Annotated in this window: 24 protein-coding genes; 13 read left to right on the top strand and 11 right to left on the bottom strand. The window is 61.2% G+C overall.

What is annotated here, in order from left to right; translation table 11 throughout:
- The first annotated feature begins 206 nt into the window (after positions 1-206).
- Entirely contained in the window at positions 207-983 is a 777-nt protein-coding gene (locus ACQ4V8_RS17870) for an SDR family oxidoreductase (RefSeq protein WP_010397505.1), read from the top strand.
- A 143-nt stretch (positions 984-1,126) separates the two neighbouring features.
- Here the strand turns inward: ACQ4V8_RS17870 and ACQ4V8_RS17865 are convergent, their stop codons facing one another.
- Positions 1,127-1,693 (bottom strand): LuxR C-terminal-related transcriptional regulator, encoded by a 567-nt coding sequence (locus ACQ4V8_RS17865; RefSeq protein ID WP_010397515.1) that lies wholly within the window; start codon positions 1,691-1,693, stop codon positions 1,127-1,129.
- 171 nt (positions 1,694-1,864) lie between these two features.
- On the opposite strand from ACQ4V8_RS17865, the gene ACQ4V8_RS17860 reads away from it, so the two are divergent.
- Positions 1,865-2,563 carry a CoA transferase subunit A gene (locus ACQ4V8_RS17860; protein WP_010397517.1) on the top strand — a complete coding sequence of 233 codons (699 nt, stop codon included), beginning with the start codon at positions 1,865-1,867 and terminating at the stop codon, positions 2,561-2,563.
- A 155-nt stretch (positions 2,564-2,718) separates the two neighbouring features.
- Positions 2,719-3,369, top strand: coding sequence for a CoA transferase subunit B (locus ACQ4V8_RS17855; protein ID WP_010397519.1), 651 nt, complete (start codon positions 2,719-2,721; stop codon positions 3,367-3,369).
- Between the two features lie 73 nt (positions 3,370-3,442).
- Here ACQ4V8_RS17855 and ACQ4V8_RS17850 read toward each other — a convergent pair whose 3' ends face one another.
- Positions 3,443-3,853, bottom strand: a complete 411-nt coding sequence (locus ACQ4V8_RS17850; protein WP_010397521.1) for a DoxX family protein — start codon at positions 3,851-3,853, stop codon at positions 3,443-3,445.
- Positions 3,854-4,097: 244 nt separating this feature from the next.
- Positions 4,098-5,435: a dicarboxylate/amino acid:cation symporter gene (locus ACQ4V8_RS17845; RefSeq protein ID WP_280720883.1), complete on the bottom strand. Its 1,338-nt coding sequence runs from the start codon at positions 5,433-5,435 to the stop codon at positions 4,098-4,100.
- A 227-nt stretch (positions 5,436-5,662) separates the two neighbouring features.
- Here ACQ4V8_RS17845 and ACQ4V8_RS17840 point away from each other — a divergent pair, with 227 nt between their 5' ends.
- From ACQ4V8_RS17840 to ACQ4V8_RS17830, 3 genes are read left to right on the top strand one after another with little or no spacing between them, the layout of a single operon-like run.
- Complete coding sequence (locus tag ACQ4V8_RS17840) at positions 5,663-6,544, top strand: alpha/beta fold hydrolase (RefSeq protein WP_436571945.1); 882 nt, start codon at positions 5,663-5,665, stop codon at positions 6,542-6,544.
- 58 nt (positions 6,545-6,602) lie between these two features.
- Complete coding sequence (locus ACQ4V8_RS17835) at positions 6,603-6,953, top strand: RidA family protein (RefSeq protein WP_010397530.1); 351 nt, start codon at positions 6,603-6,605, stop codon at positions 6,951-6,953.
- Between the two features lie 40 nt (positions 6,954-6,993).
- Positions 6,994-9,246, top strand: coding sequence for a RelA/SpoT family protein (locus ACQ4V8_RS17830; RefSeq protein ID WP_010397532.1), 2,253 nt, complete (start codon positions 6,994-6,996; stop codon positions 9,244-9,246).
- Positions 9,247-9,321: 75 nt separating this feature from the next.
- Here the strand turns inward: ACQ4V8_RS17830 and ACQ4V8_RS17825 are convergent, their stop codons facing one another.
- The 3 genes from ACQ4V8_RS17825 to ACQ4V8_RS17815 all read right to left on the bottom strand — a co-directional run bounded on the left by ACQ4V8_RS17825 (position 9,322) and on the right by ACQ4V8_RS17815 (position 11,940).
- Positions 9,322-10,272, bottom strand: a complete 951-nt coding sequence (locus tag ACQ4V8_RS17825) for a cation diffusion facilitator family transporter (RefSeq protein ID WP_070347197.1) — start codon at positions 10,270-10,272, stop codon at positions 9,322-9,324.
- Positions 10,273-10,389: 117 nt separating this feature from the next.
- Complete coding sequence (locus tag ACQ4V8_RS17820; protein ID WP_070347198.1) at positions 10,390-11,265, bottom strand: pirin family protein; 876 nt, start codon at positions 11,263-11,265, stop codon at positions 10,390-10,392.
- 75 nt (positions 11,266-11,340) lie between these two features.
- On the bottom strand, positions 11,341-11,940 hold the full coding sequence (locus ACQ4V8_RS17815; RefSeq protein WP_010397539.1) for an FMN-dependent NADH-azoreductase: 600 nt from the start codon (positions 11,938-11,940) through the stop codon (positions 11,341-11,343).
- Positions 11,941-12,052: 112 nt separating this feature from the next.
- On the opposite strand from ACQ4V8_RS17815, the gene ACQ4V8_RS17810 reads away from it, so the two are divergent.
- Complete coding sequence (locus ACQ4V8_RS17810; RefSeq protein ID WP_010397541.1) at positions 12,053-12,958, top strand: LysR family transcriptional regulator; 906 nt, start codon at positions 12,053-12,055, stop codon at positions 12,956-12,958.
- A 17-nt stretch (positions 12,959-12,975) separates the two neighbouring features.
- Here the strand turns inward: ACQ4V8_RS17810 and asd are convergent, their stop codons facing one another.
- Positions 12,976-13,830, bottom strand: coding sequence for an archaetidylserine decarboxylase (asd, locus tag ACQ4V8_RS17805; protein ID WP_043461434.1), 855 nt, complete (start codon positions 13,828-13,830; stop codon positions 12,976-12,978).
- A gap of 236 nt (positions 13,831-14,066) precedes the next feature.
- Between asd and ACQ4V8_RS17800 the strand changes: the two genes are divergently transcribed.
- The 5 genes from ACQ4V8_RS17800 (at position 14,067) to ACQ4V8_RS17780 (ending at position 20,607) form a co-directional block, all read left to right on the top strand.
- A complete protein-coding gene (locus ACQ4V8_RS17800; RefSeq protein ID WP_261981139.1) occupies positions 14,067-16,304 on the top strand; it encodes a TonB-dependent receptor plug domain-containing protein in 2,238 nt (745 codons plus the stop codon).
- 141 nt (positions 16,305-16,445) lie between these two features.
- Positions 16,446-17,684 (top strand): DEAD/DEAH box helicase, encoded by a 1,239-nt coding sequence (locus ACQ4V8_RS17795; protein ID WP_043461647.1) that lies wholly within the window; start codon positions 16,446-16,448, stop codon positions 17,682-17,684.
- A gap of 69 nt (positions 17,685-17,753) precedes the next feature.
- Positions 17,754-18,371 (top strand): LON peptidase substrate-binding domain-containing protein, encoded by a 618-nt coding sequence (locus ACQ4V8_RS17790; protein WP_010397550.1) that lies wholly within the window; start codon positions 17,754-17,756, stop codon positions 18,369-18,371.
- Positions 18,372-18,635: 264 nt separating this feature from the next.
- Positions 18,636-19,379, top strand: coding sequence for a DNA-binding protein (locus ACQ4V8_RS17785; RefSeq protein ID WP_070347200.1), 744 nt, complete (start codon positions 18,636-18,638; stop codon positions 19,377-19,379).
- Between the two features lie 277 nt (positions 19,380-19,656).
- On the top strand, positions 19,657-20,607 hold the full coding sequence (locus ACQ4V8_RS17780) for a cupin-like domain-containing protein (RefSeq protein ID WP_070347201.1): 951 nt from the start codon (positions 19,657-19,659) through the stop codon (positions 20,605-20,607).
- On the opposite strand, the gene ACQ4V8_RS17775 is transcribed toward ACQ4V8_RS17780, so the two are convergent.
- Positions 20,599-21,510 carry a DMT family transporter gene (locus ACQ4V8_RS17775; RefSeq protein ID WP_436571944.1) on the bottom strand — a complete coding sequence of 304 codons (912 nt, stop codon included), beginning with the start codon at positions 21,508-21,510 and terminating at the stop codon, positions 20,599-20,601. The two genes, ACQ4V8_RS17780 and ACQ4V8_RS17775, sit on opposite strands and share 9 nt — an antisense overlap.
- A 51-nt stretch (positions 21,511-21,561) precedes the next feature.
- Here ACQ4V8_RS17775 and ACQ4V8_RS17770 point away from each other — a divergent pair, with 51 nt between their 5' ends.
- A complete protein-coding gene (locus ACQ4V8_RS17770; RefSeq protein WP_010397558.1) occupies positions 21,562-22,125 on the top strand; it encodes a helix-turn-helix domain-containing protein in 564 nt (187 codons plus the stop codon).
- A 142-nt stretch (positions 22,126-22,267) separates the two neighbouring features.
- Here the strand turns inward: ACQ4V8_RS17770 and ACQ4V8_RS17765 are convergent, their stop codons facing one another.
- The 3 genes from ACQ4V8_RS17765 to trpS form a co-directional block, all read right to left on the bottom strand.
- Positions 22,268-23,521, bottom strand: coding sequence for a voltage-gated chloride channel family protein (locus ACQ4V8_RS17765; RefSeq protein WP_436571943.1), 1,254 nt, complete (start codon positions 23,519-23,521; stop codon positions 22,268-22,270).
- Positions 23,522-23,554: 33 nt separating this feature from the next.
- Entirely contained in the window at positions 23,555-25,144 is a 1,590-nt protein-coding gene (locus tag ACQ4V8_RS17760) for a pyridoxal-dependent decarboxylase (protein WP_436571942.1), read from the bottom strand.
- A 165-nt stretch (positions 25,145-25,309) separates the two neighbouring features.
- Positions 25,310-26,401 carry a tryptophan--tRNA ligase gene (gene trpS / locus ACQ4V8_RS17755; RefSeq protein WP_436571941.1) on the bottom strand — a complete coding sequence of 364 codons (1,092 nt, stop codon included), beginning with the start codon at positions 26,399-26,401 and terminating at the stop codon, positions 25,310-25,312.
- Positions 26,402-26,474 lie beyond the last annotated feature (73 nt).

Genomic DNA, 26,474 nt, shown 5'->3' with positions numbered 1-26,474 from the left:
TAAATTTAAGCACGAGTGTGCTTGTTTTTGTCGAGGATTGCAACTTTGGCGCCATTTTGCGTGACATTGCCCCTTGCCGCAATCTAAATCGAGCCATTTTGTGTAATGATACCGCTTACCTTTGCTCAAGTGTGGCGCGGGGTATTTTGCCCCCTGCCGCGATGGCGTGCGGTAAAATGTTATCTAAAATAAAACAGGAGTAGCTCGTGGGCATAGAAGTCAATTTCGAGGGCAAGATTGCCCTGATTACCGGCGCATCGAGCGGCCTCGGCGCGCGTTTTGCAAAAGTGCTGGCCCAGGCGGGCGCGCAAGTCGTGCTGGCCTCGCGGCGCACCGAACGCCTGAAAGAGTTGCGCGCCGAAATCGAAGCCGATGGCGGTGCCGCGCACGTGGTGTCGCTCGACGTGACCGACTTTGCCAGCATCAAGTCGGCCATCGCGCATGCGGAAACAGAAGCGGGTCCCATCGATATCCTCGTCAACAATTCCGGTGTCTCCACCACGCAACGCCTGGTCGATGTCACGCCAGAAGATTACGCGTTCGTCATGGACACCAACCTGCGCGGCTCCTTCTTCGTGGCCCAGCAAACGGCCAAGCGCATGATCGCGCGCGCCAAGGGCGACCCGAAGAAACAGCACCGCATCATCAATATCGCCTCGATGGCGGGCTTGCAGGTGCTGCCGCAGATCGGCGTGTATTGCATGAGCAAGGCGGGCATGGTGCACATGACGCGCGCCATGGCCGTGGAATGGGGCAAGTATGGCATCAACACCAACGCCATTTGCCCAGGCTACATTTCCACGGAAATCAACGAAGATTATTTCGCCACCGAGCAGGGCAAGAAGCTGATCGAAATGCTGCCCAATAAACGCCCGGGCAAGCCGGAAGACCTGGACGGCTTGCTGCTGTTGCTGGCGGGTGAGGATTCGCACTTTATTAACGGCGCGATTATCTCTGCCGATGGCGGCATGAGCACGTTTTAACGCCATAAAACCTGCTGCGCGTCGCGCTTTGCGGCCTGCGATGCTCACCGTGCTAGAGCACGGTTGCGCTTCTCAGCCACAAATAGCTGCCGCTCGCGACGGTTTTATCCGGTGTTAAACGATAAGTAAGCCTGGCTGCAGTCCTAGCGCTGCAGTTGCAGTCCCACCAGCTTGTGCACCAGCTCCGACGAGGTCGCGGCAGCGAATTTACGCATCAGCTTGGCACGGTGCATTTCCACCGTGCGCGGGCTGAGGTCGATCTGGCGGGCGATCACCTTGCTGGTCTTGCCTTCCACCAGCAGGGCGGCGATCTCGCGTTCGCGCGGCGTCAGTTCCGCCGTCACGGGACGTTTCTCGCTGACATCTTCGAACGTCCAGATGCCTGCTCCCAGCGGTGCGTTCGGCAGCATGGCGTGGCCCGTGACGTGGCACCAGAACAATTCCCCATTGCTGCGGCGCATAATGCGCTCGTCCGAATAGCGGCCCCTGGCATTCATGATGGGGATGATGCGCTCACCCGTGCGCAGGAATTCGGCGTGCGTGGGGTAGAGTACTTCGAACGACTGGTCGTCGAGCCGGGCGCGCGCATAGCCGAACATGGCCGCCAGCGCTTCGTTGCAGCTGCGCATGATGCGGTTTTCCGACATGCACATGCCCACGGGCGCGTGCAGGAAGATGCTTTCATAATCGATGGCTGACGCGGCGTTCATCTGATACGTATCACTCTCACAAGGGGATGGCTGGCACGGCGCCGGTAGTTCTACGGTATTGTACTTTCCACCCGCGTATTTTATGCTGGGGCGCTGCCTGAGTCATGGACGCAATCATGCACTCAACCATGGACTCAAGACCTAAGCTTAACAAAAGATAGAGGGACACTCATGAATAAAGTTTATCCTGACGCCGCCTCGGCGTTGGCCGGTATCGTCCAAGATGGCCAGACCATCGCCGTCGGCGGCTTCGGCCTGTGCGGCATTCCCGAAGCCCTGATTGGCGCCTTGCGCGATTCGGGCGTGACGGGACTGACCGCCATTTCCAATAACGCTGGCGTGGACGGTTTCGGCCTGGGCCAGCTGCTCACCACGCGCCAGATCAAGAAAATGATCGCCTCCTATGTGGGCGAAAACAAGGAATTCGCGCGCCAGTACCTGGCCGGCGAACTGGAGCTGGAATTTACGCCGCAAGGCACGCTGGCGGAAAAACTGCGCGCCGGCGGTGCGGGTATCCCTGCCTTTTTCACCAAGACGGGCGTGGGTACCATTGTTGCCGACGGCAAGGAGCTGCGCGAATTCGACGGCGAACAGTATGTGATGGAGCGCAGCCTGGTGGCCGATGTGTCGCTGGTGAAGGCCTATATGGCTGACCGCGCAGGTAATTTGGTGTACCGCAAGACGGCGCGCAATTTCAACCCGAACGTGGCCATGGCCGGCAAGATCACCGTCGTTGAAGTGGAAAAACTGGTCGAAGTGGGCGAGATCGATCCGGACCAGGTGCATACGCCGAGCATTTTCGTGCACCGCATCGTGGTCAACGCGAACCCGGAAAAACGCATCGAGCAGCGCACCGTGCGCACCGACTAATAAATAGAAGATTTACGCATGGCAAAACCGTAGCGAGCGGCAGTGATTTGTGGCTAAGAAGCGCAACCGTACTTTAGTACGGTGAGCATCGCAGGCCGCAAAGCGCGCCAAGCGAGGTTTGGACAGGCGTTCGACGAAAATTGAGGGAGATGATGATGGCTTGGACGAGAGATCAAATGGCCGCACGCGCGGCCAAGGAATTGCAGGATGGCTTTTATGTGAACCTGGGCATCGGCTTGCCGACCCTGGTAGCGAACTATGTGCCGGACAATATCGAAGTATTCCTGCAGTCGGAAAACGGTTTGCTGGGCATCGGCCCGTTTCCCACCGATGCGCAAGTCGATGCCGACCTGATCAACGCGGGCAAGCAGACGGTGACGGCCTTGCCCGGTGCCGCCTACTTCAGCTCCGCTGACTCGTTTGGCATGATCCGTGGCGGCAAGATCAACTTGGCCATCCTGGGCGCCATGCAAGTGTCGGAAAAGGGCGACCTGGCGAACTGGATGATTCCAGGCAAGATGGTCAAGGGCATGGGCGGCGCCATGGACCTGGTCGCCGGCGTCAAGCGCGTGGTGGTACTGATGGAACACGTGGCTACGGCCAAGGATGGCACGACGTCGCACAAGCTGCTCAAGCGCTGCGACTTGCCGCTGACGGGCGTGGGCGTGGTTGACGTCATCATCAGCGACCTGGGCGTCATCGATGTGACGGAAAACGGCTTGAAGCTGGTGGAACTGGCGCCGGGCGTTACCAAGGAACAAGTGCAGGCGGCTACGGGCGCAGAACTCGACGTTTCCGCCGTTTAAGTGAAATAGCAGCGGCGCAATGTCAGCGACGCGTCGTGATGGAGCAGGGCGGACAGCGATGTCCGCCTTTTTTTTAGGCGCCAGCCTTGCCGCGCAAGTCGTCCAGGCTGTAGGCGCCGGCGCCCGCTGCCGCGTAATACAGGAAGCTAAAGCAGTACATCACGGCCAGTTCGCCACCGTTCAGGATGGGCAGGAAACCGTTGGGTGCGTGCGCCATGAAGTAGGCGGCCGCCATCTGGCCCGACAGGATAAAGGCGACGGGGCGCGTGAACAGGCCGAGCAGCAGCAAGCTGCCGCCTGCCAGTTCGATGACGCCGGCCGCGCCCATCACGGACAGCAGTTGCAAACCGTCAAACATGGCCACATGCGGTGCACCGAACAGCTTGGCAGTACCGTGTTGCAAAAAAAGAAAACCGAGGATGATGCGCAGCAGGCCCAGCAGGCGTGGGCTCCAGGTGGCGTAGAAGGCGGGTGAGACGGACATGACGGACTCCATGTAAAAAAACGATGGTGGTGGTGCCGGCCTCGCAGACACGCAATTGCATGCTGCGATAGCCTGGCGGCGAACAGGTGACAGTACTGTAATGGTTTTTTATTCATTGATCATCATGGTAAATATTGATGCATAATTTACTCTTGGTTGATGATGCAATAAAACTCGCACCCAATGAAAAAGCCCCGCAGATTGCTCTGCGGGGCTTTTGATTCCATTGCTTGGAGAGTGCTGCTTACTTGACGATATTTACGCTTGGTGCAACATAGGCGTCGTCGGCCGGATGGGTTGGATTGGCCAGCTCGCTGTGCAGCTTGTCCATGTCCAGTTCCTTTTCCCATTTCGACACGACGATGGTGGCCACGCCGTTGCCGACGAAGTTGGTCAGCGCGCGGCATTCACTCATGAAGCGGTCGATGCCGAGGATCAGCGCCATGCCGGCCACGGGAATCGTCGGTACCACGGCCAGGGTGGCAGCGAGGGTAATGAAGCCGGCGCCGGTGATGCCGGAAGCGCCTTTCGAGGTCAGCATCGCCACGCCCAGGATGGTCAGTTCCTGCCAAATGGTCAGTTCCGTGTTGGTCGCTTGTGCCACGAACAGGGCCGCCATGGTCATGTAGATGTTGGTGCCGTCCAGGTTGAACGAGTAGCCGGTAGGCACGACCAGGCCGACCACCGGTTTCGAGCAGCCCAGGCGTTCGAGTTTTTTCATCAGCGCCGGCAGGGCCGATTCCGACGAGCTCGTGCCCAGCACGATCAGCAGTTCTTCCTTGATGTACAACAAGAAGCGGCCGATCGAGAAACCGGTGTACTTGGCGATCAGGCCCAGCACGACGAAGACGAACAGGAAGCAGGTCAGGTAGAACGAACCCATCAGTTTAGCCAGTGGAATCAGCGAGGCCAGGCCGTATTTGCCGATCGTGAAGGCCATCGCGCCAAATGCACCAACGGGAGCGACTTTCATGATGATGTTGACCATGCCGAAGATGGCATGCGACAGCTCGTCGATCAGCTTGGTGACGGGACGGCCGCGCTCGCCCAGCAGGGACAGCGAGAAGCCGAACAGAATGGCGATCAGGAGCACTTGCAGAATGTCGCCCTTGGCGAAGGCGTCAACGAAGGTCTTCGGGATGATGTTCATCAGGAAGTCGGTCGTCGTCATGCCTTCGGCGTGCGTGTATTGCGCGATCGACTTGGCGTCCAGGTGGGCGGGATCGGCGTTGAAGCCGGCGCCCGGTTTCAGGATGTTGGCAACGACCAAGCCGATGGCCAGTGCGAAGGTAGAAACCACTTCAAAGTACAGCAGCGCCTTGCCACCCACGCGGCCGATTTTCTTGACATCTTGCATACCAGCAATGCCGGAGACCACGGTACAGAAGATCACCGGGGCGATGATCATCTTGATCAGTTTGATAAAGCCGTCACCCAGCGGTTTCATGTCGACCGCGTTGGATGGGTAGAACACCCCCAGCAGCACGCCCGCCACGATGGCGAACAGCACCTGTACATACAGGATTTTATAGAATGGTTTTTTCACGAGTTGTCTCCTCTTGCGCGTTAATGCTGCGATCATCCACGCATTGCCGGGCCGGCTCAATTGTGGATAACCGCAGATATGCATTTTCGCTATATCGGGTATTGCTCCATGGCGAAGGTGCCAGTGCTGTGCTGCGGCGCAGCATTTCAGGCGTGCGCTTGGAGCATTGCCCGTGCTGCGCTACACTGCCGTAGCGCCCGCGCGCGAGAGACCCCATGGCAGGCAGGAAGCGGTGCTCTTTTTACATCAAATAAGGAATTGTCATGATTCAAGCGAGCATCAAATCCGTCCAGTGCATTTCCCCTGCAGGCTTGCATACCATGTCCTACAAGGAGTGGGGCGCGCCCGACAATCCGAACGTGCTCGTCTGCGCCCATGGCGTGACGCGCGTGGCAGACGACTTCGACGATCTGGCGCGCGCCATGGCCAGCGATTACCGCGTCATCTGCCCCGACGTGGTAGGGCGCGGCCGCTCGGGCTGGCTGGCCAACCCGCAGTTCTACCGCGTGCCGCAATATGTGAGCGATATGGTGACCCTGCTGGCGCGTGTGCTGGCGTGTGGCGAGCGCCAGACGGTGGACTGGTTCGGCACGTCCATGGGCGGCTTGATCGGCCTGGGCCTGGCATCGTTGACTAACAGTCCGATCAGCAAGCTGGTACTGAACGATATTGGCCCGACCCTGGCGCCGGAAGCCTTGCAGCGCATCGGCGACTACATCGGCCAGGACTTGCGTTTTGAAACCTTCGAGCAGGGCGCCAAGTTTGTGCGCGACGTGTCCGCCAGCTTCGGCCCGCATACAGACGCGCAGTGGCATAAACTGGCAGCCGATGTGTTGCGCCAGGATGAGGATGGCCATTGGCGCCGCCACTATGATATGGGCCTGGCAATGCCGTTCCGCTCGGCCACGCCAGAATCGGCGGCCAGCGACGAAGCCATGCTGTGGGCCGCCTACGATGCCGTGCGCTGCCCCACCTTGCTGGTGCGCGGGTCGGAATCGGATTTGCTGTCGCGCGCAACGGCGCACAGTATGCTGGGCCGCGGCCCAAAGGCGCAGCTGGTCGAGATCGAAGGTGTCGGACATGCGCCTACTTTTGTCCACGGCGCGCAGATCGCCATCGCGCGCAAGTTTTTGCTGGGTAAGTAGTCAGAGATAAATGAAGCCATAAGGCTGTACAGATTTTGAAACAAGCGAAAGAAGAAGCATGCAAATTACACGACTGCACGTAGGCAAACGCCTTTCCGAAGTAGCGGTACACAACAACACCATCTACCTGGCCGGCCAGATTGCCGAAGACACGACGCAAGACATCGTCGGCCAGACGCGCGAAGTGCTCGGCCACGTCGATCGCCTGCTGATGGAAGCGGGCAGCGACAAGACCTGCATTCTGTCGTGCCAGATCTATATTGCCGACATGAAGGACTTCGATGGCATGAATGAGGTGTGGGATGACTGGGTAGCTTCCGGCCACACGCCGCCGCGCGCCACCGTAGAGGCGAAGCTGGCCAATCCGGCCTGCCTGGTAGAAATTGTCATCATCGCCGCAGAACGTTAAGTTATTTGGTTTTTAAGTTTTTAAGTTCATAAGGCATTACATGGTTTCCATCTCGGCCCCGAATAGCGCCACATCGGAACAATTGGTAGAGGGCTTGAGTGCGCCGGACAGCGCGCGCGTGCTCGACGCGCTCGCGTATGCCACCGAAGCGTATGGCGACAAGCAGACCTTTGCCGGCTGTTCTGCGCTGGAGTTTGCCATCGGCGTGGCCACCACGCTGGCCTTCTTGCGCAGCGATGCAGAAACGCGCATCGCCGGCCTGATGTTCGAGCTGACCATGCTGGACCCGGATACGGCGGCCGATATCGAGCCACGCTTCGGCAAGCAGGTGTGCGACCTGGCGACAGGCGTACGCCAGCTGATACGCCTGCGCGCGCTGACCCAGGCACAGCACGGCAGCGCTGCGGGGCGCGGCAAGAATGCGGCACAGCAAGCCGTGGCCCAGGTGGAAACCTTGCGCAAGATGTTGCTGGCGATGGCTTCCGACATGCGCGTCGTGCTGGTGCGCCTGGCCGCCTGCGTCACGACTTTGCGCTATTTCGCCGAAATAAAGCTGTTCAACGACATGACGCGTGAATACGGCAAGGAAACGCTGGACCTCTACGCGCCGCTGGCCAACCGCCTCGGCATCTGGCAGCTGAAGTGGGAACTTGAAGACTTGTCGTTCCGCTTCATCGAGCCGGAAGCGTATAAACGCATCGCCAAGATGCTCGAAGAAAAGCGCATGATGCGCGAGGGCTTTGTGTCCTCGGCGATTTTGCGCTTGCAGACCGAACTGGCTTCGGCCGGTATCGAAGCGGAAGTATTTGGCCGCCCGAAACACATTTACAGCATCTGGAACAAGATGCGCGGCAAGGAGCTCGATTTCACGGCCCTGTACGATGTACGCGCCTTCCGCGTTATCGTCGCCGACGTGAAAACTTGCTATACGGTGCTGGGCGTGGTGCACAATGTCTGGACCCCCATCCCGAAAGAATTCGACGATTATATTTCGCGCCCGAAAGCGAACGGCTATCAGTCGTTGCACACGGTAGTGACGGCCGAGGATGGTCGTCCGCTGGAAGTGCAAATCCGCACCAATGAAATGCACAGCTTTGCCGAATACGGCGTGGCCGCGCACTGGCGCTACAAGGAAGAGGGCGGCTCGAACTTTGCTGGCCAGAAATACGACGAAAAGATTGCCTGGCTGCGTCAATTGCTGGCCTGGAAGACAGAAGTAGCTGACGCTGTCGTAGGCCAGGAAGAGATCCAGCGCGAATGGGTGGAAAAGCTCAAATCGGCCACCCTGGACGACCGCATTTTCGTCATGACGCCGCAAGCGCGGGTGCTCGAATTGCCGGTCGGCGCCACGCCCGTCGACTTTGCGTATCACTTACATACGGACGTGGGCCACCGCTGCCGCGGTGCCAAGCTCGACGGCATCATGGTGCCCCTGAATACGCCATTAAAGAATGGCCAGACCTGTGAAATCATCACGGCCAAGGGCGCGCCAGGCACGGCCGGGCCGTCGCGCGACTGGCTCGGTACCGGCTACGCCGCCAGTACCCGCACGCGCTCCAAGATTCGCGCCTGGTTCCACGCCATCGACATGCAGGAAACCCTGGCCCACGGCCGCGCGCTGGTGGAGAAATCCTTGCAGCGCGAAGGCAAGACGGCCGTCAATCTGGAAGCGCTGGCGCAAAAGCTGGGCTTTGCGAAAGTCGACGAGCTGTTCCTGTCGGTGGGCAAGGATGAATTCAGCCTGCGCCACGTGGAGCAGGCGTTGCACGATAATGGTGAAGTGGTGGTGCCGGAAGACGCCGTGTTGGTGGGCAAGAGTCGCGCCTCCAGCGTGGAGCAGGGCGCCAAGTCCGGTGTGCTGGTCGTGGGCACGGAAGGCCTCATGACGGTGCTGGCCAAGTGCTGCAAGCCGGCACCGCCGGACAGCATCGTCGGCTTCGTCACGCGCGGCAAGGGCGTCTCTATCCACCGCGCCACCTGCAAGAACTTCGAGGAAATGCGCGCCAAGTCGCCTGAACGCGTGATTTTCACCGAGTGGGGCAGCACCGGCGTGCACGACACCGTGTATCCGGTCGATGTGTTCATCTTGGCTGGCGACCGCCAGGGCTTGCTGCGCGATATATCCGAAATATTTTCGCGCGAAAAGATCAACGTGATCGGCGTCAACACCCAAAGCGCCAAGGGCCAGGCGCGCATGACGTTTACGGCCGAGATCAGCTCGACGGCGCAGTTGTTGAAGGCGCTTAATGTGATCAAAGACGTCAGTGGTGTCCTGGAGGCAAGGCGCAGTTAGTTTTGTTGAACCCCAAGAGCAGAGGCTGGGGTCAGACCCTGAGGGTCTGACCCCGGTATTTGCCGTTGGGTAAAATTAATGCGTCTTGTCACCTGCATGCAGCCCCGCCATCGTGGCCGTCTCCGGCTGCAGCGTAATATGATCAATCCCATGCTTGTCCAACAGCATCTTCTTGATCGCGCGCAAGACCTTGGGCCAATGGTCGAGGTGCTCGATTTCCACATGGCCGATCAGGGCCGGTTGGCCCGGCGACATGTCCCATACATGTAAATCGTGCACGGCAATCACGCCGTTTACTTGCTCCACGTCCGTGCCCACGGCGATGTAGTCGATATGCAGGGGGACGCCTTCCATCAGGAAGTGGTACGACTCGCGCAGTACGCCGAAGGTCGATTTCAGGATCAACAGAGACACCAGCACCGACAGCAGCGGGTCGATCTGCATCCAGCCCGTGAAGTAAATCACGGCGCCGGCGACGATGGCGGCGACCGAGCCGAGCAAATCGCCCATCACGTGCACCAGGGCGGCGCGTGTGTTGACGCTTTGCTTGTCTTTCGACAATACCCATGCCACCACCACGTTGATCGCCAGGCCGATGAAGGCGACGATGACAACCATGCCCCCCTTGACCGCTTGCGGGGCGGAAAAACGCAGCACGGCTTCATAGCAGATCGACCCCACCACGCACAGCATGGCCAAGCCATTGACGAAGGCAGCGAGCGCTTCGGCGCGGCCAAAGCCGAACGAGTGGCGCGCTGAAGGCGGGCGGCGCGCGATCAATTGCGCCAGCAGGGCCAGGCCCAGCGCTGCGGCGTCCGTGACCATGTGGCCCGCGTCGGAAATTAAGGCCAGCGAATTGGACAGGAAACCAGCGGCTACCTCGATGCCGGCAAACGATAGCGTCAGTGCCAGCGCCCACGCCAGGATGTTCTGGCTGCGCCCCTCGAACGAATGGGTATGCTGGGCGTCACCCTTCAGGTGGGCGTGCAGATGGGTGGCGTCGTGGTCGCTGTGCGTCGGCTGCATGGCATGCCTTGTTGAATCAGATGGCAGTCAGTGTAATTGAAAAGCAGCAAGATAGTCGGCACGTAAAAAAACCTGCAGGGGCGCCAGCACTGCAGGTGTTTGATATGGCAGACCAGCTTACTGCGCGGCCGTCTCGCCAAACTTGCCTTCGCGGAAGTCCTGCACGGCCTGCACTACTTGCGCCTGGGTATTCATGACAAACGGGCCGTATTGCGCGATGGACTCGTTCAAGGGCTGGCCGGCGACGAGGATGACGCGGCCGCCTTCGGGTGCTTCGATGCGCACGCCGTCGCTGCCCGGCGGGTTGGCAAAGATCGCCATGCGCAGCGCGGGCACGGCCTTGCCATCGACCTGTACCTCGCCACGGAAGGTGTACAGGAAGGCATTATGGCCGTCTGGCAATGGCTGCTCGAAGCTGCTACCGGCCGGCAAGTCGATGTCCAGGTACAGTGGCTGCGTCAGTTCGCGCTGCACGGCGCCCGCCACGCCATGGCTGGTACCGGCGATCACTTGCACGGCCACGCCCGCCTGCGTGCTGTAGCGGGGGATGTCGCTGCTGCTGAAATCGCGGTACCACGGCGTGCGCATCTTGTCGCGCGCTGGCAGATTCAGCCATAGCTGAAAGCCTTCCATCACGCCTTCTTCCTGTTCCGGCATTTCCGAGTGGATCACGCCGCTGCCGGCCGTCATCCATTGCATGCCGCCCGAGTTCAACAAGCCTTCGTTGCCGGCGCTATCCTTGTGGCGCATGCGCCCCTGAATCATGTAAGAGACCGTCTCGAAACCGCGGTGCGGATGCTCGGGGAAGCCGGCGATATAGTCGTTTGGCTGGTCGCTGGCGAAATTGTCTAGCATCAAGAACGGGTCGAGGCGGCGCTGCAGCTGCTGCGTCAGCACGCGGTTGATCTTCACGCCGGCGCCATCCATGACAGCCTGGCCGGCGATCACGCGCTCGACGCCGCGTGGCTTGTTGACGGTGGTGCTATCGCGCATTGTGTTCTCCTGTTTGGGGGCAGACCCGCCGGAACTCGGCGTCTCCGTCTGCCCCCTAGTTGCGGCAGTCAGCGTTTACACCAAAATCGCGTTGATCTCGGCATCGGCTTGCGCCTGCGCCTTGGCCACCGCTTCCGGGCCCATGCCCATGCCTTCCGCATACACGTAGTGCACGTCGCTCATGCCCAAAAAGCCGAACATGGTATTGAGGTAAGGCACCTGGCTGTCGTGCGCGCTATCGCGGTGCAGACCGCCGCGGGACAGGCCCACATAGACTTTCTTGCCCGTCAGCAGGCCCACGGGACCGTTTTCCGTGTACTTGAAAGTGACGTTGGCGCGGGCAATCGCGTCGAACCAGCTTTTCAGTTGCACGGTGATGCCGAAGTTGTACATCGGCGCGCCAATCACGATCACATCGGCTGCTTGCACTTGCGCAATGAGTGCGTCGTCCAGGGCGATACGGGCCGCTTGGCTTCCCGTGCGCTGGTCGGCTGGCGTGAACAGTGCTTGCAGGGTCGCTTCGTCGAGCACGGGATGCGGTGCGGCAGCGAGGTCGCGGCGTATCAGGCTGGCGTCAGGGTGGCTGGTTTGCACGCGGGCAACGATGGCGTCAGCCAAACGGGTCGAGGCGGAACCGGTGCTGCGGGCGCTGGAATTAATTTGCAGGATGTTCATCTTGTTTCTCCGTGTAGGGTGTCTTGCGATGGATGAACTATAGCAATTCCAAAATTGATGCAGAAGACGTTAAAATGGATAACATTAATCCACTCATGCAACAATCAAAAATATGGATATCGATCCTGGAGATTTGCTACTGTTCGCGCGCGTCATCGAATGCGGCAGTTTCTCGCGCGCCGCCGGGCGCGTGGACTTGCCCAAGTCGACCTTGTCGCGGCGCATTTCGCTACTCGAAGCCAAGCTGGGCGAACGGCTGCTGCTGCGCACCACGCGCAAGCTGGCGCTGACGGAGTTTGGCGCCAGCTTGCTCGAGCATGCGCGCAAGGTGGTCGAGGAAACGGAGGCGGCCGCTGCGCTGGCCCAGCACCGCCAGGCGCAGCCCAGTGGCTTGCTGCGCATTTCCATGCCGGCCGACTTTGGCGACGCGCTGATGCGCGAGGTGCTGGCCGAGTTCGTGCGCCGCTACCCGGCCATTTCCTTGGAGCTGGACTTGTCGGCGCGCCGTGTGGATTTGCGGGAAGAAAATTTTGACCTGGCCATCCGCATGGGCAACTTGCCCGACGACGCAGGCCTGGCGGCGCGCCGCGTGGCCTTCAGCACCCTGGGCCTGTATGCCTCGCCGCAATATGTCAGCGTGCATGGTTTGCCTGAGCATCCCGACGACCTGTACGGTCATGACTTGCTCAGCTTGCCGCGCGCCGTGCATGGCCTCGTGCACTGGACTTTGATGCGTGGCAAGATGACCTGGGAGCGCGACTTGCCTGTGCGCCTGCTGGCAAACTCGCCGGAATTGCTGGTGCGCATGGCGTGCACTGGCGTGGGTATCGCGGCCAGCACGGACCGTTTTGCCAAGGCCTATGTGGCAACGGGCGAATTGGTGCGCGTGCTGCCGGAATGGAGCTTCCCGCTGGTCACGGGCTGGGCCGTGTTTCCAGGTCGGCGTTTGATGCCGGCCAAGACGCGCGCCTTTCTGGACCTGATGCAGGAAATGTACCAAACGGACGCGCCTATTTAGCAGCGCGCCGTGCTGCCTTAAGTGGCTGTGGGCACGTTAGCCATGACGACGCCCAGCTGCACGGGGCCGGCCGCTTGCCAGGCGGCATTGAAATCGAGTGTGCCTTTCGGGAACAGCATGACGACGGTGGAGCCGAGCAGGAAGCGGCCCAGTTCTTCGCCTTGTTTCAACACGATATTGTCGTTGGCATAGCGCCAGTCGCGTACCTGGCCTGTGCGTGGCGGGTTGACGACGCCGTGCCAGACGGTGGCCATGCTGCCGACAATGGTGGCGCCCACCAGGGTCATGACGAAGGGGCCGTTAGCCGTGTCGAATACGCAGACGACGCGCTCGTTGCGGGCAAACAGGCCGGGAATGCCGCGCGCCGTGGTCGGGTTGACGGAAAACAATTCGCCAGGAATATAGATCATGCGCGTCAAGCGGCCATCGCAAGGCATGTGGATGCGGTGGTAGTCGCGCGGGCTCAGGTACAGGTTGGCGAAGCTGCCGTGTTCGAACTGGGCCGCCAGGGCCGCATCGCCGCCCACCAGGGCCGTGGTGCTAAAGCTGTGGCCCTTGGCCTGGAAGATCTGGTCCTTGTCGATGCGGCCGAACTGGCTGATGCGGCCGTCGACGGGGCAGACGTAGTCGGCCTTGGCCAGCGGACGCGCGTCCGGGCGCAGCGCGCGTGTGAAAAAGTCGTTGAAGCTCGCGTAATGCGTGATATCCGGGTCCAGCGCCTCATCCATGTTGACGTTGTAGCGGCCGACGAACCAGCGGATCAGGCGCGTGGTCATGGCGCCGCCCTTGGCACCGGCGATGCGGCCGGCAAAATTGGTCAACGCTCCCTTGGGCAGCAGATACTGAGGCAAAACGGCAAGACGGTCAGACACGATGGGTAGCCTTTGACGGGGTGATGGGAATTGGCGAAAACGCATTATAGCGGCGATGTGGCGCGCAATGATATGCGCCGTATGCCAGGCGGTGCGTTGCGGTCTGCCCCGAATTTAATTTGTTATAGGGATTATTTTCAGGAAACTGTGCCATTCGGGCAAAATTGCCGCACAATGCAGCCGTCCATTTTGTCGCTTTTAGCCATATTTATTCAGCCAACTTTTTTAGCCAGCTCATGATGCCACGCCGTTGCCTCCGTCTTACCGTTATTTGTTCCGCTGTTTTTTTTGCCTGGCATGCCCAGGCCCAGCAATCCGAAACGCCAGCCGGCGCCGAGGCCGCCGCCGCACCGTTGAAGGCAGAGAAGGTCGAGAAGGCCGCTGCGCCTACCATGCAGACGGTCGAAGTCAAGGGCAGCGGCTATGATCCGCGCCGCGACGATACGGCCAGCAAGATGGTTGTCAGCAGCGAAGAAATCCTCAAGTATGGCGACAGCAATGTCACCGACGTGCTCAAACGCTTGCCCGGCATTACTGTTTCCGGTGCGGCAGGGCGCAGCGGGGGCGAAATCCGCATGCGCGGGCTGGGCAGCGGCTATACGCAGATCTTGCTCAACGGCGAACGCGCGCCGGCCGGTTTTTCGCTCGATACCCTGTCGCCCGATGTCATCGAACGCATCGAGATTTTGCACGCGGCCAGCGCCGAGTACAGCACGCAGTCGATTGCCGGCACCATCAACGTGGTGCTGAAAAAGGCCGTGAAGACGGCGCAGCGCGAGCTCAAGCTGGGCGTGCAGGGCAGCGACGTGAGCTTCTCGCCCAGCGTCAACGTGCAACTGTCCGACCGCGACGGCAATTTCTCGTATTCGCTGGCAGGCTCGCTGTTCCGCTACGATTACCACTATGATAATCCCGGGCTGGAACTGGGCTACGCGCCCGATGGCCGGCAAAACCTGCTGCGCCGCACCAACGGCACCGGCGATGGTCGCCCGGAAGGCATCAATGTATCGCCCCGCCTGAACTGGGTGCTGGCCAATGGCGACACTGTGACGGCGCAATTGTTCTTCAATGGCGGGCGCTCGAACCATCGCAATGTCAGCCGTGCCGAGACGCAGCAGGGCTTGCGCCCCGATTACGACAGCAACGCGGGCAGTTCAAGCAACCACAATGCCTTCGGCCGCAGCGATCTGACGTGGATGCACAAGCTGGCCGGCGGCGCCAGGCTGGAACTGAAAGTTGGCGCCTCGGCAGCCCGCAATACGTCCGACAGCTTGCAGCAAGGCTTTATCGATGGCAGCGGCCTGGCCCTGGAACGCAAGGTGGGCGTGAAGGCGACGGAAAATGGCGTCAGTTCGACCGGCAAGTATTCCACGCCATTGCTGCCCGGCCATGCCTTGTCCATGGGCTGGGATGGTGCGCACACGCAGCGTGAGGAATCGCGCCAGCAGCGCGAAGCGGCCCTGGCCGCGTTGGGCGCGCGCCCGCCCCTCAACAGCGACGAAGGTTTCGACGCCACCGTCCAGCGCCTGGCCCTTTTCGTGCAGGACGACTGGGAAATCACGCCGCGCTGGTCGATGTATGCGGGCGTGCGCTGGGAAGGCATCGATACGCGCAGCGCTGGCGACACCTACGCTGCAGTGCAGCAGCGCAGCAGCGTGTGGAGCCCGCTGCTGCAAACCCTGTGGAAGTTGCCTGATACCAAAGGTGATCAGATACGCCTGGCCTTGACGCGCACCTACAAGGCGCAGCCCACGTCGAGCTTGATTCCGCGCCGCAATACCTCGACCAATAATAGCCAGACCGATCCTGACCGCGAAGGTAATGCCTACCTGAAGCCGGAGCTGGCGCTGGGCATCGATGCTTCGTACGAACACTATTGGGCCGAAGGTGCTTTGCTCAGTGCGCGCGCGTCGGCCCGCCGTATCGACGGCTACACGCGCCAGGGCTTGCTGTTCATCAATGAGCGCTGGGTGTCCAAGCCCGTCAACGATGGCCGTGCCAATACGCAGACACTGGAACTGGAAGCGAAGTTCCCGCTGCGCGCCGTCTTGGCTGCGCCCGTGCCAGCCATCGACTTGCGCGCCAGCATCAGCCGCAATTGGTCGCAGGTGGAGCAGGTGCCGGGGCCCAATAACCGGCTCGACCAGCAAACCCCGGTCAGCGGCAACTTTGGCCTCGATTACAAGACCCCGGACGGCGTGCTGACGACGGGCGGCAGTTTTAACTTCCGCAACGGCGGCCCCGTGCGCGTCACCGAGCGCCAAAGCGCCTACACGTCGCCGCGGCGCGACCTCGACCTCTATGCCTTGTGGAAGTTCGATGCGAAGAATCAGCTGCGCCTGGCGATATCGAACTTGCTGGCGCAAGACTTTGAAAGCGACACCATCTATACCGACGCCAGCGGCACGATAGCGCGCAACAGTATGTCGCCCAGCTCGCCGCAGGCGCGTGCGACCCTGGAAATGAAGTTCTGAGCGCGCTGCTCATGTGCCACTCAGGTGCCACTGAGGTGCTGAAAACCCCGGCCGGCATCCCCGCTGGCCTATAATCTCGGCAATCGCGCGCACGGCTGGTCCGTGCGCGCCACCTTTTCATTTGCCAAGATTGCCTTTCACATGACGTTTTCCTCCCTCGGCCTGATCGATCCCCTGGTCCGCAAACTTGACGAGCTCGGCTATGCCAAGCCGACGCCCGTGCAGGCGCAAGCGATTCCTGCCGTCTTGGCTGGGCGCGACCTGATGGCCGCCGCCCAGACGGGCACGGGCAAGACGGCCGGTTTTGCCGTGCCGCTGTTGCAGCGCCTGACTCTCGATGGCGTGGTGGCGCCCCAGTGCGTGCGCGTGCTGGTGCTGGTACCCACGCGCGAACTGGCCGAGCAAGTCTATGCCAGCTTTCGCAGCTATGGCGGCAACTTGCCGCTGCGTAGCTTTGTCGCCTATGGCGGCGTGCCCATCGAGCCGCAGATCAGCAAATTGCGCAAGGGCCTCGACGTGCTGGTGGCCACGCCGGGCCGCCTGCTGGACTTGCAGACGCAGGGCGCCGTCAAGTTCGAGCAAGTGCAAACGCTGGTGCTCGACGAAGCGGATCGCATGCTTGACCTGGGCTTCGAGCGCGAGCTCGATATCTTGCTGATGACCATGCCCAAGCAGCGCCAGACCCTGCTGTTCTCGGCCACTTTCTCGGACGCCATCCGCGCCATGGCGAAAACCATGCTGAAAGACCCTATCTCGGTGGAGGTTAGCGCGCGTAACAGTACGGTCAAGGCCGTCAAGCAATCGGTGATCGTGTGCGACAAGAAACGCAAGCCCGAACTGTTTTTGCACCTGCTGAAGAAAAAGCGCTGGGGCCAGGTATTGGTTTTTGTCAAGACGCGCAAGGGTGTCGAGTTACTGGTCAATACCTTGCTGGAGCAGGGCCTGCGCGCCGATTCGATTCATGGCGACAAGACGCAGCCGAACCGCCTGCGCGCGCTGGCCCGTTTCAAGGCGGCCGAGGTGCAAGTGCTGGTGGCCACCGACGTCGCTGCCCGCGGCCTCGATATCGATCAATTGCCCGTCGTCGTCAATTTCGACTTGCCCAGCGTGGCGGAAGACTACATCCACCGCATCGGCCGCACGGGCCGCGCGGGCGCCTCGGGCGAAGCGATATCGCTGGTCTGTGCCGACGAGGTGGAATTGCTGTCGGCCGTGGAAGCGCTGACGCGGCAAACCCTCAAACGCAATGAGGAGCCCGGTTTCGAGGCGGAACACCGTGTGCCGGGCACGTCAGCCGGTGGCGCCATTCAGAAGAAGGCTGTCAAGGTGCTGGCGCCGAAGGCGGCTGAGCGGGCCAAGAAGCGCCGTTTTTATAAATAATCGGGGGCGTACATCATCGCAGGTGCAAGCGACGCTGCACGGATAGGCCATTCGTGCCATCATGCGTGTATGACTTCGATACCTTTATTCCCGCTCAATACGGTGCTGTATCCCGATGGCTATCTGCCTTTGCAGATCTTCGAGGTACGCTATCTGGACATGATACGTCAGTGCATCAAGAGCGAGCAGCCGTTCGGCGTGGTGCAATTGCTGGACGGCGCGGAAGTGCGCAAGCCGGTCCAGCAGGAAACCCTGGCGCCGGTGGGAACCTTGGCGCGCGTCGTCGACTGGGCGGCGCCCCTGCCGGGCTTGCTGCAAATTAAATGCATGGGCTTGCAGCGCTTTCACATTGTTTCCAGCGAGCAGCTGAAGCACGGCTTGTGGATGGCGAACATTGAAATCTTGCCATCCGATAAAGTCATCGCTCTTCCCCAAGAGCAGCAGAACGTGGCCGATGCGCTCGGTGCCCTGATACGCACCTTGCAGGAGCAAAAGATCCCGCCCGAGCAGATGCCTTTGCAGCCGCCTTACCGGCTCGACGAATGCGGCTGGGTGGCGAACCGCTGGTGCGAGTTGCTATCCCTGAGCGCCATGCAAAAGCAATTGCTGCTAAGCCAAGACAATCCCGTGCTGCGCCTGGAGCTGGTGCAAGATATGCTGACGGAAAACGGCTTGCTGGAAGAATAAGGCCTGTCAAAACCTATTGCGCGTCGCGGGTCGCGGCCCCCGATGCTCGCTGCGCATTCGTACGGCTGTGCTTTTTAGCCTCGACTCCTATCGGCTCGCGATAGTTTTGTGAGGTGCTCTAATCGTCGCACGGCGCATGTTTGCACACGCTTTTGTTGTGTAATTGCAATTTCTATTGAGAAATACTTTACGCTTTGGCGCCACTGGCATAAGATGATGCCTCTGGGCAAGATTGTCCTGAGTCACATTCATGAGTAGACGATAATGGCAAAAGTAAGCGCAGAACAGATCAATGCGGCAATGGAAGCGATGACCGGCGAAGGGCAGGCCATCACGGTGCGCGCCTTGCGTGAACGTTTGGGCAACGGCGCCTGCCAGGGCACCATCAGCAAGCTCTTGCAGCGCCGCAAGGCAGGTGCGCAGCGCCAGATCGCTGCCGCCGCCGAACTGTCGCCCGTGCTGCAGCAAGCGATTCTCGATTATGTAGGACAGGAATTAAGCGCCAGCCACAGCGCGCACGAAGCCGAGATGAACGACAACCAACAGGAATTGATGGACCTGGCCAGCGAGAACGAGCGCCAGCAAGAGCTGCTCGACTTGCAGGCGGGCGAGCTGGAAACCCTGCGCGAGGAACTCGCGCGTGAGCGGCAAGTGGCCAACCAGGCCCGTACCGACTTGGCCAAGGCGCAGCTGCGACTGGAAGGGTTGCCACGCCTGGAAGAGGCGGCCGAGCAGGCACGCATGGACTTGGCCAAGGCGCAATTCAAGCTCGAAGGCATTCCACGCCTGGAAGAGGCTGCCGAAGCGGCGCGCGCCGAACTGGTCCAGGCCCAGCTCAAGCTGGAAAGCCTGACGCGCGTGGAAACGGAACTGGCCGCCGCGCGCCTGGAGCTGGAAGCGGAACGCGAAGAGCTGGGCGAAACGCGTGCCGAACTGGACGAGGAGCGCACCTTGCGCATCAAGGCGCAGCAGTTCATCGTCGATCCCATCTTCAAAACTCCTGTCTGAGGACACCTGACCAAACCTGCTGCGCTTTGGTATAGGCGGCTTGCGATGCTCACCGTGCTATAGCACGGTTGCGCTTCTCGGCCACCTCTACCTTGCGCTCGCGACGGTTTTGTCAGGTGTCGATGCGTTCCTGGGTGACCCTGGCGGGCGATATCACTGTTTTTTGCTGGCTTGCACTCTGCCTTGCCACCACGCTGATGCGCGCGGTCGGGCCTTGCTGGCTTAAAATGGCGCACTGTCGCGTCCTGCAGTGACGTCTTGATCGCAAAGAAGGTTTATGTCCGTAGAAAAAGAAGTGCCGCTGCCGCTTGCGGCCACCCCTCTATCCCTGCGCGCGCTGCCGCCCAGGCCGCCAGCACAATCGAGTTCGCCCGAAGCCGCACTTGCACGCAAGCAGGCACGCGAAGACAAGGATGCGCAGGTGCGCGGCGTGACGTCCATCGACGCCATGCGCGAGGCCATCAAGCAGGCGGCGCGTGATTTACCCACCATCAGTGAAGTGCCGCGCCTGGGCATGCTCGGCGCCGCAGCCTTTCGCGCGCGCGCCGCGCTTGGCTTGCCCTTCCTGATGCGCGGGCTCGTCGAGCGCTGGCCTGTGTCGGCGCTGGGCCCCGAAGTGTTGCGCCAGCAGTTCAGCCACTTGCCCGTGCGTGCGCGGGTGGGCGACTACGTCAACACCGCGTTTGCGGTCGACCGCGCCATGCAGGACATGTCGATGGGGCAATACCTGGACTTGGTGGCAGAGGGCCAGTACGCGCTGCCGCCATACCTGGGCAATCTGGAATTGCGTGAATTGAACCGCCTGTGCCACTGGCCCACGTATTTCGACAAGATGGGCCCGCCGCGCTTTTGGGTGGGGCCGGCCGGCACGGTCACGCCCTTGCATTGCGATTATGACGACAATATCTTCGCCCAGGTATGGGGCCGCAAGCGCATTTTCCTGTCGCCGCCGCACCACGATGCCTTTCTCTATCCCAGCGAAGCGAACGCCATCCTGTTCGGTTCGCCGTTCGACCCGGAAGCGCCCGATTTCGAGCGTTTCCCCCTGGCGCGCCAGGCCAGCATGGTCGAATGCATCGTCGAGCCTGGCGACATGCTGTACGTGCCCGCCGGCTGGTACCACCAGGTGCGCGCGCTGACGTTCTCGCTGTCTTCGAACCGCTGGGCCAGGGCCATGCCGCTGGCCCTGCATGGCGGGGCGACGTTGCAGCGTAGCGGATTAATCTGAGGGCGCGATGGCTTCGCCATCGGCGCGCAGGCGCTTGGGCCGCCATTCGCTGACAATGCCTGCAGCGATGATCAATAGCGCGCCCACGATGGCCAGGGTTGGCAGCCGCTCGCCGGCGATACGCCCGATCACCCCGGCCCAGACTGGCTCGCCCGCATAGATCAGTGTCGCCTTCGTGGCAGAGATGCGCTTTTGCGCCCAGTTCATCACATATTGGATCAGCGCGCTGGCGCAGCCCAGGGCAAGCACGCTGAAGATGAACGTCTTGCTGAGCGCTGGCGGCGCTTCGCCCATGACCGGCATCAGCAGCAGGGCGATCAATGACGCCGTGCCCAGCTGCACGATGGTCACGCGCAAGATGTTCAGCTGCGGCGAGACGCGGCTGATGAGGATGATTTCCAGGGCAATGGCGATGGCGCCTACGGCCGTCATCAGTTCGCCCTTGCCTACACCCATGCTCAGGCCATCGGTGCCTGTGAGTAGCAGCAAGCCGACGAAAGCTAGCACGACGGCTATCCATACTGCGATGCGGGGCCGCCGCTTGAATACCAGCCATTGCACCAGCGGCACGATGGGCACATAGAAGGCCGTGATGAAGGCCGATTTACTGCTTGTGATATGCATCAAGCCATAGGTTTGCAGCGCATAGCCGCCAAAGATGCTGACGCCGATGGCCATGCCGATAAACAGCTCGGCCCTGCTCAGCTGGCGCAACTGGCCGCGGCAAATGAGGGCGCCGATGCTGGCGGCGACGGCAAAGCGGGCAGCAACAAAGGCCAGTGGGCCGCTGACCGTCATGGCATGCTGCACGACGAGAAATGTACCGCCCCAGATGACGGTGATGGCGATCAGGGCCAATTCGGGCAGGCCGAAGGCGGGCGGGGGACTTGCGTGTGTTTTCATGGGAGGCTATGCTATGAGCAAAATATTTCCCATCATCATAGGAGCAATATATTGCGCAGTCAAGCCGAAGCGGAAGCCGGTGGCGTGCTCGAGCACCTGGCCAAAAATCTGCGGCGCTTGCGCCTTGCCGCCGGTCTCAGTCAGGAGGAGTTGGCGCGCCGCTCAGGGCTCAGCCGGCGCATGGTCAACGGCGTCGAGGCGGGCAGCACCAACATCAGCCTGGCTAACCTCGATCACGTGGCCGCTGCCTTGGGCGTGGCATTTGTCGACCTGGTGCAGCCGCCACGGCAGCGGCACGAGAGCCTGCGCGTACTGATGTGGCAAAGTGCATCGCAAGCCAGCCAGGCCGTGCTGCTGGGCGCCACGCCCGCCAGCCGTCAGGTGGAGCTGTGGTCGTGGACGCTGGCGCCGGGCGAGCGCTATGATGCGCAAGCCGATCAGGCCGGCTTCAGCGAAATGCTGTACGTGCTCGAAGGCCAGTTGCAGCTCGTGCTGGCGGCGGAAACCAGGCACCTGGCCACCGGCGATTTTTTCGTCTTCAGCAGCGCGCAAGCGTATGCCTACGTCAATGCCGGCGTATCAACCTTGCGTTTTACGCGCAATGTGGTGAGTTGAGAGGACGCTCCATTGCCACGCCAGCTCGCAACTGGCGCCTGGCAAATCGAGCCGGGCATCATTGATGCTTCGCATGGTAAGCGTGAAGACGGTTGTTGCAGAAACCTACTCTGGAATACGCCGATATTGTCGATATTTTGCGTCATCTGTCCAGCTCCTTGGCACGAAGGCGCTTGGCGTGGCCGCTGCGCTGCGCCCTATAAATGCCCGCGTGGCCGGAAAACAGGTAGGCCACGACGCAGGCGATGGCGGCATAGACGCCGATCTCGGCGCCGAACAGTTCCATCGCCATCAGCGTCGAGGCGATGGGCGTATTGGCGGCGCCCGCAAACACGGCAACGAAGCCGATGGCGGCCAGCAAGGTGGCTGGTTGCTGCAGTAGCGGGCCCAGCGCATTGCCCAGGGTCGCCCCGATGAAGAACAGGGGCGTCACTTCGCCACCCTTGAAGCCGGTGCCCAGCGAGACGATGGTAAATGCCATCTTGCCCAAGAAATCCCAGGCGGGCAGCGGTGTCTTGAGCGCGTCGACGATGGTGGGAATGCCCAGGCCGATGTATTTGTCTGTACCGAGCAGCCAGACGGCGACAGCGACGACGAGGCCGCCTATCAGCGGGCGCAGCGGCGCATAGGCGATCTTGCGTTTCATCAAGGCACTCAAGCCGTGCGTGGCTTGCGCGAATATTTTGCCGGTCATGCCGAACAGCACGCCGGCGATCACCATCGCGCACAAAGTCCAGGCCGAAAGGGCGGGGATCAAAGGCGCGGCGTAATGCGTATGCTGAATGTTGAATAACTGCCCCCACAGCAAGCCCACCTGGTCGGCGATGACGGCGGCGGCCAGGCAGGGCAGCATGGCTTCATAGCGCAAGCGGCCGATGGCCAGCACTTCCAGGCCGAAGAGCGCGCCCGCCAGCGGCGTGCCGAAGACAGAGGCAAAGCCGGCGCTGATGCCGGCCATCAGGATGATGCGTCGGTCTTCATTGTTCAAGCGAAACATGCGCGTCAGCTGGTCGGCCAGCGCGCCGCCCATTTGCACGGCCGTGCCTTCGCGCCCGACAGAGGCGCCGAACAAATGCGACATTAGCGTGCCGCCCAGCACCAGTGGCACCATGCGCAGCGCAATGATTTTTTTCGGCGCGTGAATTTCATCGATGAGCAGGTTCGCGCCGCTTTCGACAGTGCTGCCGTAGCGTAAGTACAGCCAGCCGACAGCAAAGCCCGCCACCGGCAACAGCCAGATCAGCCAAGCGTGCGCCAGGCGCGTGCGCGTGGCCCAGTCGAGGGCGAACAGGAAGCCGGCCGAGGCCGTTCCAGCGAGCACGGCCACAGCAAAGGCCAGCAGCAGCCATTTCAACAAATGCTGTAACAGATCGGTGAGGGCGCTCAGGCGTTGCATCGGGCATCCAGTCAGGGTTGATGGGGGGCTAGCTTACAGGCTCAGCTCGGCCACCAAAACCTGGCCGATGGCCCGCTGTTCCTCCAGGATGGCGCGTAGGTGGTGGGGGCGCGTCTTGACATTGGTCATCACCACGCGCAGCACATTGGTCGGGCCAGGGTAGCGCGTCGATTCGAGCACCGTGCGCGAGACGAAGCTGTGGCCTTGCGCCTTTTGGCGGTTTTGCAGCTTGGCGTTGAGCGTATTGAGCTGCTTGTTCAGCTCGCTCGCCGCATCGTCCTGGCCGCTGGCCAGCAAACTTTCCATGCGCTGGCGCAAGTGCGCGGGCACGTAGCGGTAGGTCAGAATAAAGGTGTCCGAGCGCGTCAGCAGTTCGAAGTCTTGCTGCTCGGCCAATAGCTGCTGCAGCTGGCCGGACAGGGTAGCGGCCTGCTGCAGCAAGGTGGTGTAGCCGGACACACCGAGCACCTTGAACGAAGTCCACAGTTTCAAGGCGTCGAAGCGGCGCGAGCCTTCCAGCGAAGTCTGGCCCAGGTCGCCTGAATTGTCGCGCAAAATGTAGTTGGCGTTGTGTTTCAGCAAGTTCAGGCTAGTGCTGTCCTTGAACAGCACCATGCTTTGCGCCATCGGCAGCCATAGCAGCTTATGCCCGTCGATGACGACGGAGTCGGCCAGGGCGATGCCGTCGTACAGCGCGCGGTACTGTTGCGCGATCAAGAGGGCGCCGCCCCAGGCCGCATCGACATGGAACCAGATCGATTCGCGCGCGGCAATGGCTGCCATGGCGGCCAGTGGATCAATGGCCCCCGTTTCCGTCGTGCCGGCGATGCCGACCATGGCGACGACCTTGATATTGCGCGATTTCAAATCGCGTATGCTTGCCTCCAGCGCGGCGACATCGATGCGGTTGTCGCGGTCGACGGCCACCAGGTGCAAGGCGTTTTCGCCTAGCCCCAGGGTCGCCAGCGCCTTTTTCACGGAATAATGGCTGCGCGCCGAGCCGATCACGGCCAGCCCCGCGTAGCTCGATTCCTGCATGGTGGCAAACAGGCCCCGCTTGCGCGTGCCGGGCAGCTGCTGCTCCAGCGCTACGGCCAGAGCCGTCAAATTGCCCATGGTGCCGCCATTGACGACATTGCCCAGCGCGCCGCTGGTAGCGGCCATCGCTTGCGCGTAGATCTGTTCGGGCTGCTGGTAGATCTGACGGTGCAGCCAGCCCAGGATCTGCTTTTCGATCAGGGTCGACACATACGCCGTCTCGATCTTGACCTGGTTCTGATTCAGCGTGGCCGTAAACGCTTCGGCCAGCACGCTGATCCAGGGCAAGGCCTGCGTCATATGGCCGATGTATTGCGGATGGTTCAGCTGGGCCGTATTGGCCAGCACGGTGGTGTCGAGCTCTTGCAGGAAATCGGTCACGGCCATGCCGTGCGCGGGCAGGCAGGTGTCGGACAGCTGCGTCAGCAGTTGCGCGTACGGCGTGTGCGGATACGGCGTGTCGCGCTCAGCGGCCAGCCAGCCACCGAGCATGCGCAGCGCCTGCTGTAGGGGGGCGGGCGAGCGTTGCAGCGCATCGATGGAAAAATGCTGCTGCAGCAGTTGTTCGATAGCGGAGTCGGTCATTAGCTATGTTTCAATATATGGTGACCCTAAGACAAGTGCTGGGGTCGGACCCTCAGGGTCCGACCCCAGACTATGCTGTTGGGTTAGGCAAAAAAATAGCCCAGGCGGAGACGGGATTCTACCCGACTCCGCTTGGGCGCATCAGTTTGCTATTACTGTCTATGATCAGAAGTAGTTGAGGCCCAGTGCCGACTTGACTTCATCTGCCGTGCGGGCCGCCACTTCGCGTGCCTTGAACGTGCCTTCTTTCAGCATCTGGATGACTTGACCCTTGTCTTTGGCGAACTCTTCGCGGCGGGCGCGGATCGGCGCCAGCATTTCCTGCAAGACCAGGTCGAGGCGTTTCTTGACGATGCTGTCGCCCAGGCCACCGCGTACATAGTGGGCTTTCATCTCGGCCAGCGCCGCTTTTTCCGGGTCGAACGCGTCCAGGTAAGTGAAGGCGATATTGCCCTCCAGGTGGCCCGGGTCTTCCACGCGCAGGTGCAGCGGGTCGGTGTAGACTTTTTTCACGGCGGCCGTGATTTCAGCCGAGGTCGCGCCCAGGTTGATGGTGTTGCCCAGCGACTTGCTCATCTTGGCCTTGCCGTCGATGCCGGGCAGGCGGCCGATATCGGGCACCAGCGCCTTGCATTCCATCAGCACTTCGCGGTTGTACATGCGGTTGAAGCGGCGCACGATTTCATTGGTTTGCTCGATCATGGGAATCTGGTCTTCACCCACGGGCACCACGCCGGCCTTGAAAGCCGTGATGTCGGCCGCCTGGCTGGCCGGGTAGGTCAAAAAGCCGGCCGGGATGTCGCGTTCGAAGCCGCGCAAACGGATTTCTTCCTTGACGGTAGGGTTGCGCTCGAGGCGCGCCACGGTAACGATGTTCAGGTAGTAAAAGGTCAGCTCGGCCAGTTCCGGGATTTGCGACTGGATGAACACGGTCGTCTTGGTCGGATCGATGCCGACGGCCAGGTAATCGAGCGCCACTTCGAGGACGTTGCGGTGCACCTTGTCGATGTCATCCATATTGTCGGTCAGCGCCTGCGCGTCAGCGAGCATGATGAATTGCTTGTAGTTGTTCTGATACGAAACGCGGTCGCGCAAGCTGCCCACGTAGTGGCCCAGGTGCAAGGGGCCGGTAGGGCGGTCGCCCGTTAGGATCACGGATTGCGCAGCGATGGCGGCGGCCGACAGCGGTGCCGCTGGTGCATTATCGGTGTCGGTGTCGGTGGCGTTTTGGGTGTCGCGAGTATTAGGCAAGCTCATCAAGTTTCCTTTCGAGCCGCCTGCATCGGGGATGATCCAGGCTGGAGCCTGTTACGCCACCGATCGAGGCGGC

Origin of the sequence: Janthinobacterium paucivorans, assembly GCF_051380805.1 — a bacterium.
Taxonomy (GTDB): Bacteria; Pseudomonadota; Gammaproteobacteria; order Burkholderiales; family Burkholderiaceae_D; genus Janthinobacterium; species Janthinobacterium lividum_D.
The sequence above is the reverse complement of the archived record's forward strand: the minus strand, read 5'-3'. Positions and strand labels throughout refer to the sequence as shown.

Bases quoted from the DNA above. Each gene is read 5' to 3' on its own strand.
- ACQ4V8_RS17820 (WP_070347198.1), bottom strand. From the start codon at position 11,265: ATGCGCGATAGCACCACCGTCAACAAGCCACGCGGCGTCGAGCGCGTG.
- ACQ4V8_RS17845 (WP_280720883.1), bottom strand. From the start codon at position 5,435: ATGATCGCAGCATTAACGCGCAAGAGGAGACAACTCGTGAAAAAACCA.
- ACQ4V8_RS17840 (WP_436571945.1), top strand. From the start codon at position 5,663: ATGATTCAAGCGAGCATCAAATCCGTCCAGTGCATTTCCCCTGCAGGC.
- ACQ4V8_RS17810 (WP_010397541.1), top strand. From the start codon at position 12,053: ATGGATATCGATCCTGGAGATTTGCTACTGTTCGCGCGCGTCATCGAA.
- ACQ4V8_RS17760 (WP_436571942.1), bottom strand. From the start codon at position 25,144: ATGACCGACTCCGCTATCGAACAACTGCTGCAGCAGCATTTTTCCATC.
- ACQ4V8_RS17785 (WP_070347200.1), top strand. From the start codon at position 18,636: ATGGCAAAAGTAAGCGCAGAACAGATCAATGCGGCAATGGAAGCGATG.
- ACQ4V8_RS17825 (WP_070347197.1), bottom strand. From the start codon at position 10,272: ATGCAGCCGACGCACAGCGACCACGACGCCACCCATCTGCACGCCCAC.
- ACQ4V8_RS17835 (WP_010397530.1), top strand. From the start codon at position 6,603: ATGCAAATTACACGACTGCACGTAGGCAAACGCCTTTCCGAAGTAGCG.
- trpS (WP_436571941.1), bottom strand. From the start codon at position 26,401: ATGAGCTTGCCTAATACTCGCGACACCCAAAACGCCACCGACACCGAC.
- ACQ4V8_RS17865 (WP_010397515.1), bottom strand. From the start codon at position 1,693: ATGAACGCCGCGTCAGCCATCGATTATGAAAGCATCTTCCTGCACGCG.
- ACQ4V8_RS17815 (WP_010397539.1), bottom strand. From the start codon at position 11,940: ATGAACATCCTGCAAATTAATTCCAGCGCCCGCAGCACCGGTTCCGCC.
- ACQ4V8_RS17780 (WP_070347201.1), top strand. From the start codon at position 19,657: ATGTCCGTAGAAAAAGAAGTGCCGCTGCCGCTTGCGGCCACCCCTCTA.
- ACQ4V8_RS17795 (WP_043461647.1), top strand. From the start codon at position 16,446: ATGACGTTTTCCTCCCTCGGCCTGATCGATCCCCTGGTCCGCAAACTT.
- ACQ4V8_RS17775 (WP_436571944.1), bottom strand. From the start codon at position 21,510: ATGAAAACACACGCAAGTCCCCCGCCCGCCTTCGGCCTGCCCGAATTG.
- ACQ4V8_RS17860 (WP_010397517.1), top strand. From the start codon at position 1,865: ATGAATAAAGTTTATCCTGACGCCGCCTCGGCGTTGGCCGGTATCGTC.
- ACQ4V8_RS17855 (WP_010397519.1), top strand. From the start codon at position 2,719: ATGGCTTGGACGAGAGATCAAATGGCCGCACGCGCGGCCAAGGAATTG.
- ACQ4V8_RS17800 (WP_261981139.1), top strand. From the start codon at position 14,067: ATGATGCCACGCCGTTGCCTCCGTCTTACCGTTATTTGTTCCGCTGTT.
- ACQ4V8_RS17790 (WP_010397550.1), top strand. From the start codon at position 17,754: ATGACTTCGATACCTTTATTCCCGCTCAATACGGTGCTGTATCCCGAT.
- ACQ4V8_RS17830 (WP_010397532.1), top strand. From the start codon at position 6,994: ATGGTTTCCATCTCGGCCCCGAATAGCGCCACATCGGAACAATTGGTA.
- ACQ4V8_RS17850 (WP_010397521.1), bottom strand. From the start codon at position 3,853: ATGTCCGTCTCACCCGCCTTCTACGCCACCTGGAGCCCACGCCTGCTG.
- ACQ4V8_RS17765 (WP_436571943.1), bottom strand. From the start codon at position 23,521: ATGCAACGCCTGAGCGCCCTCACCGATCTGTTACAGCATTTGTTGAAA.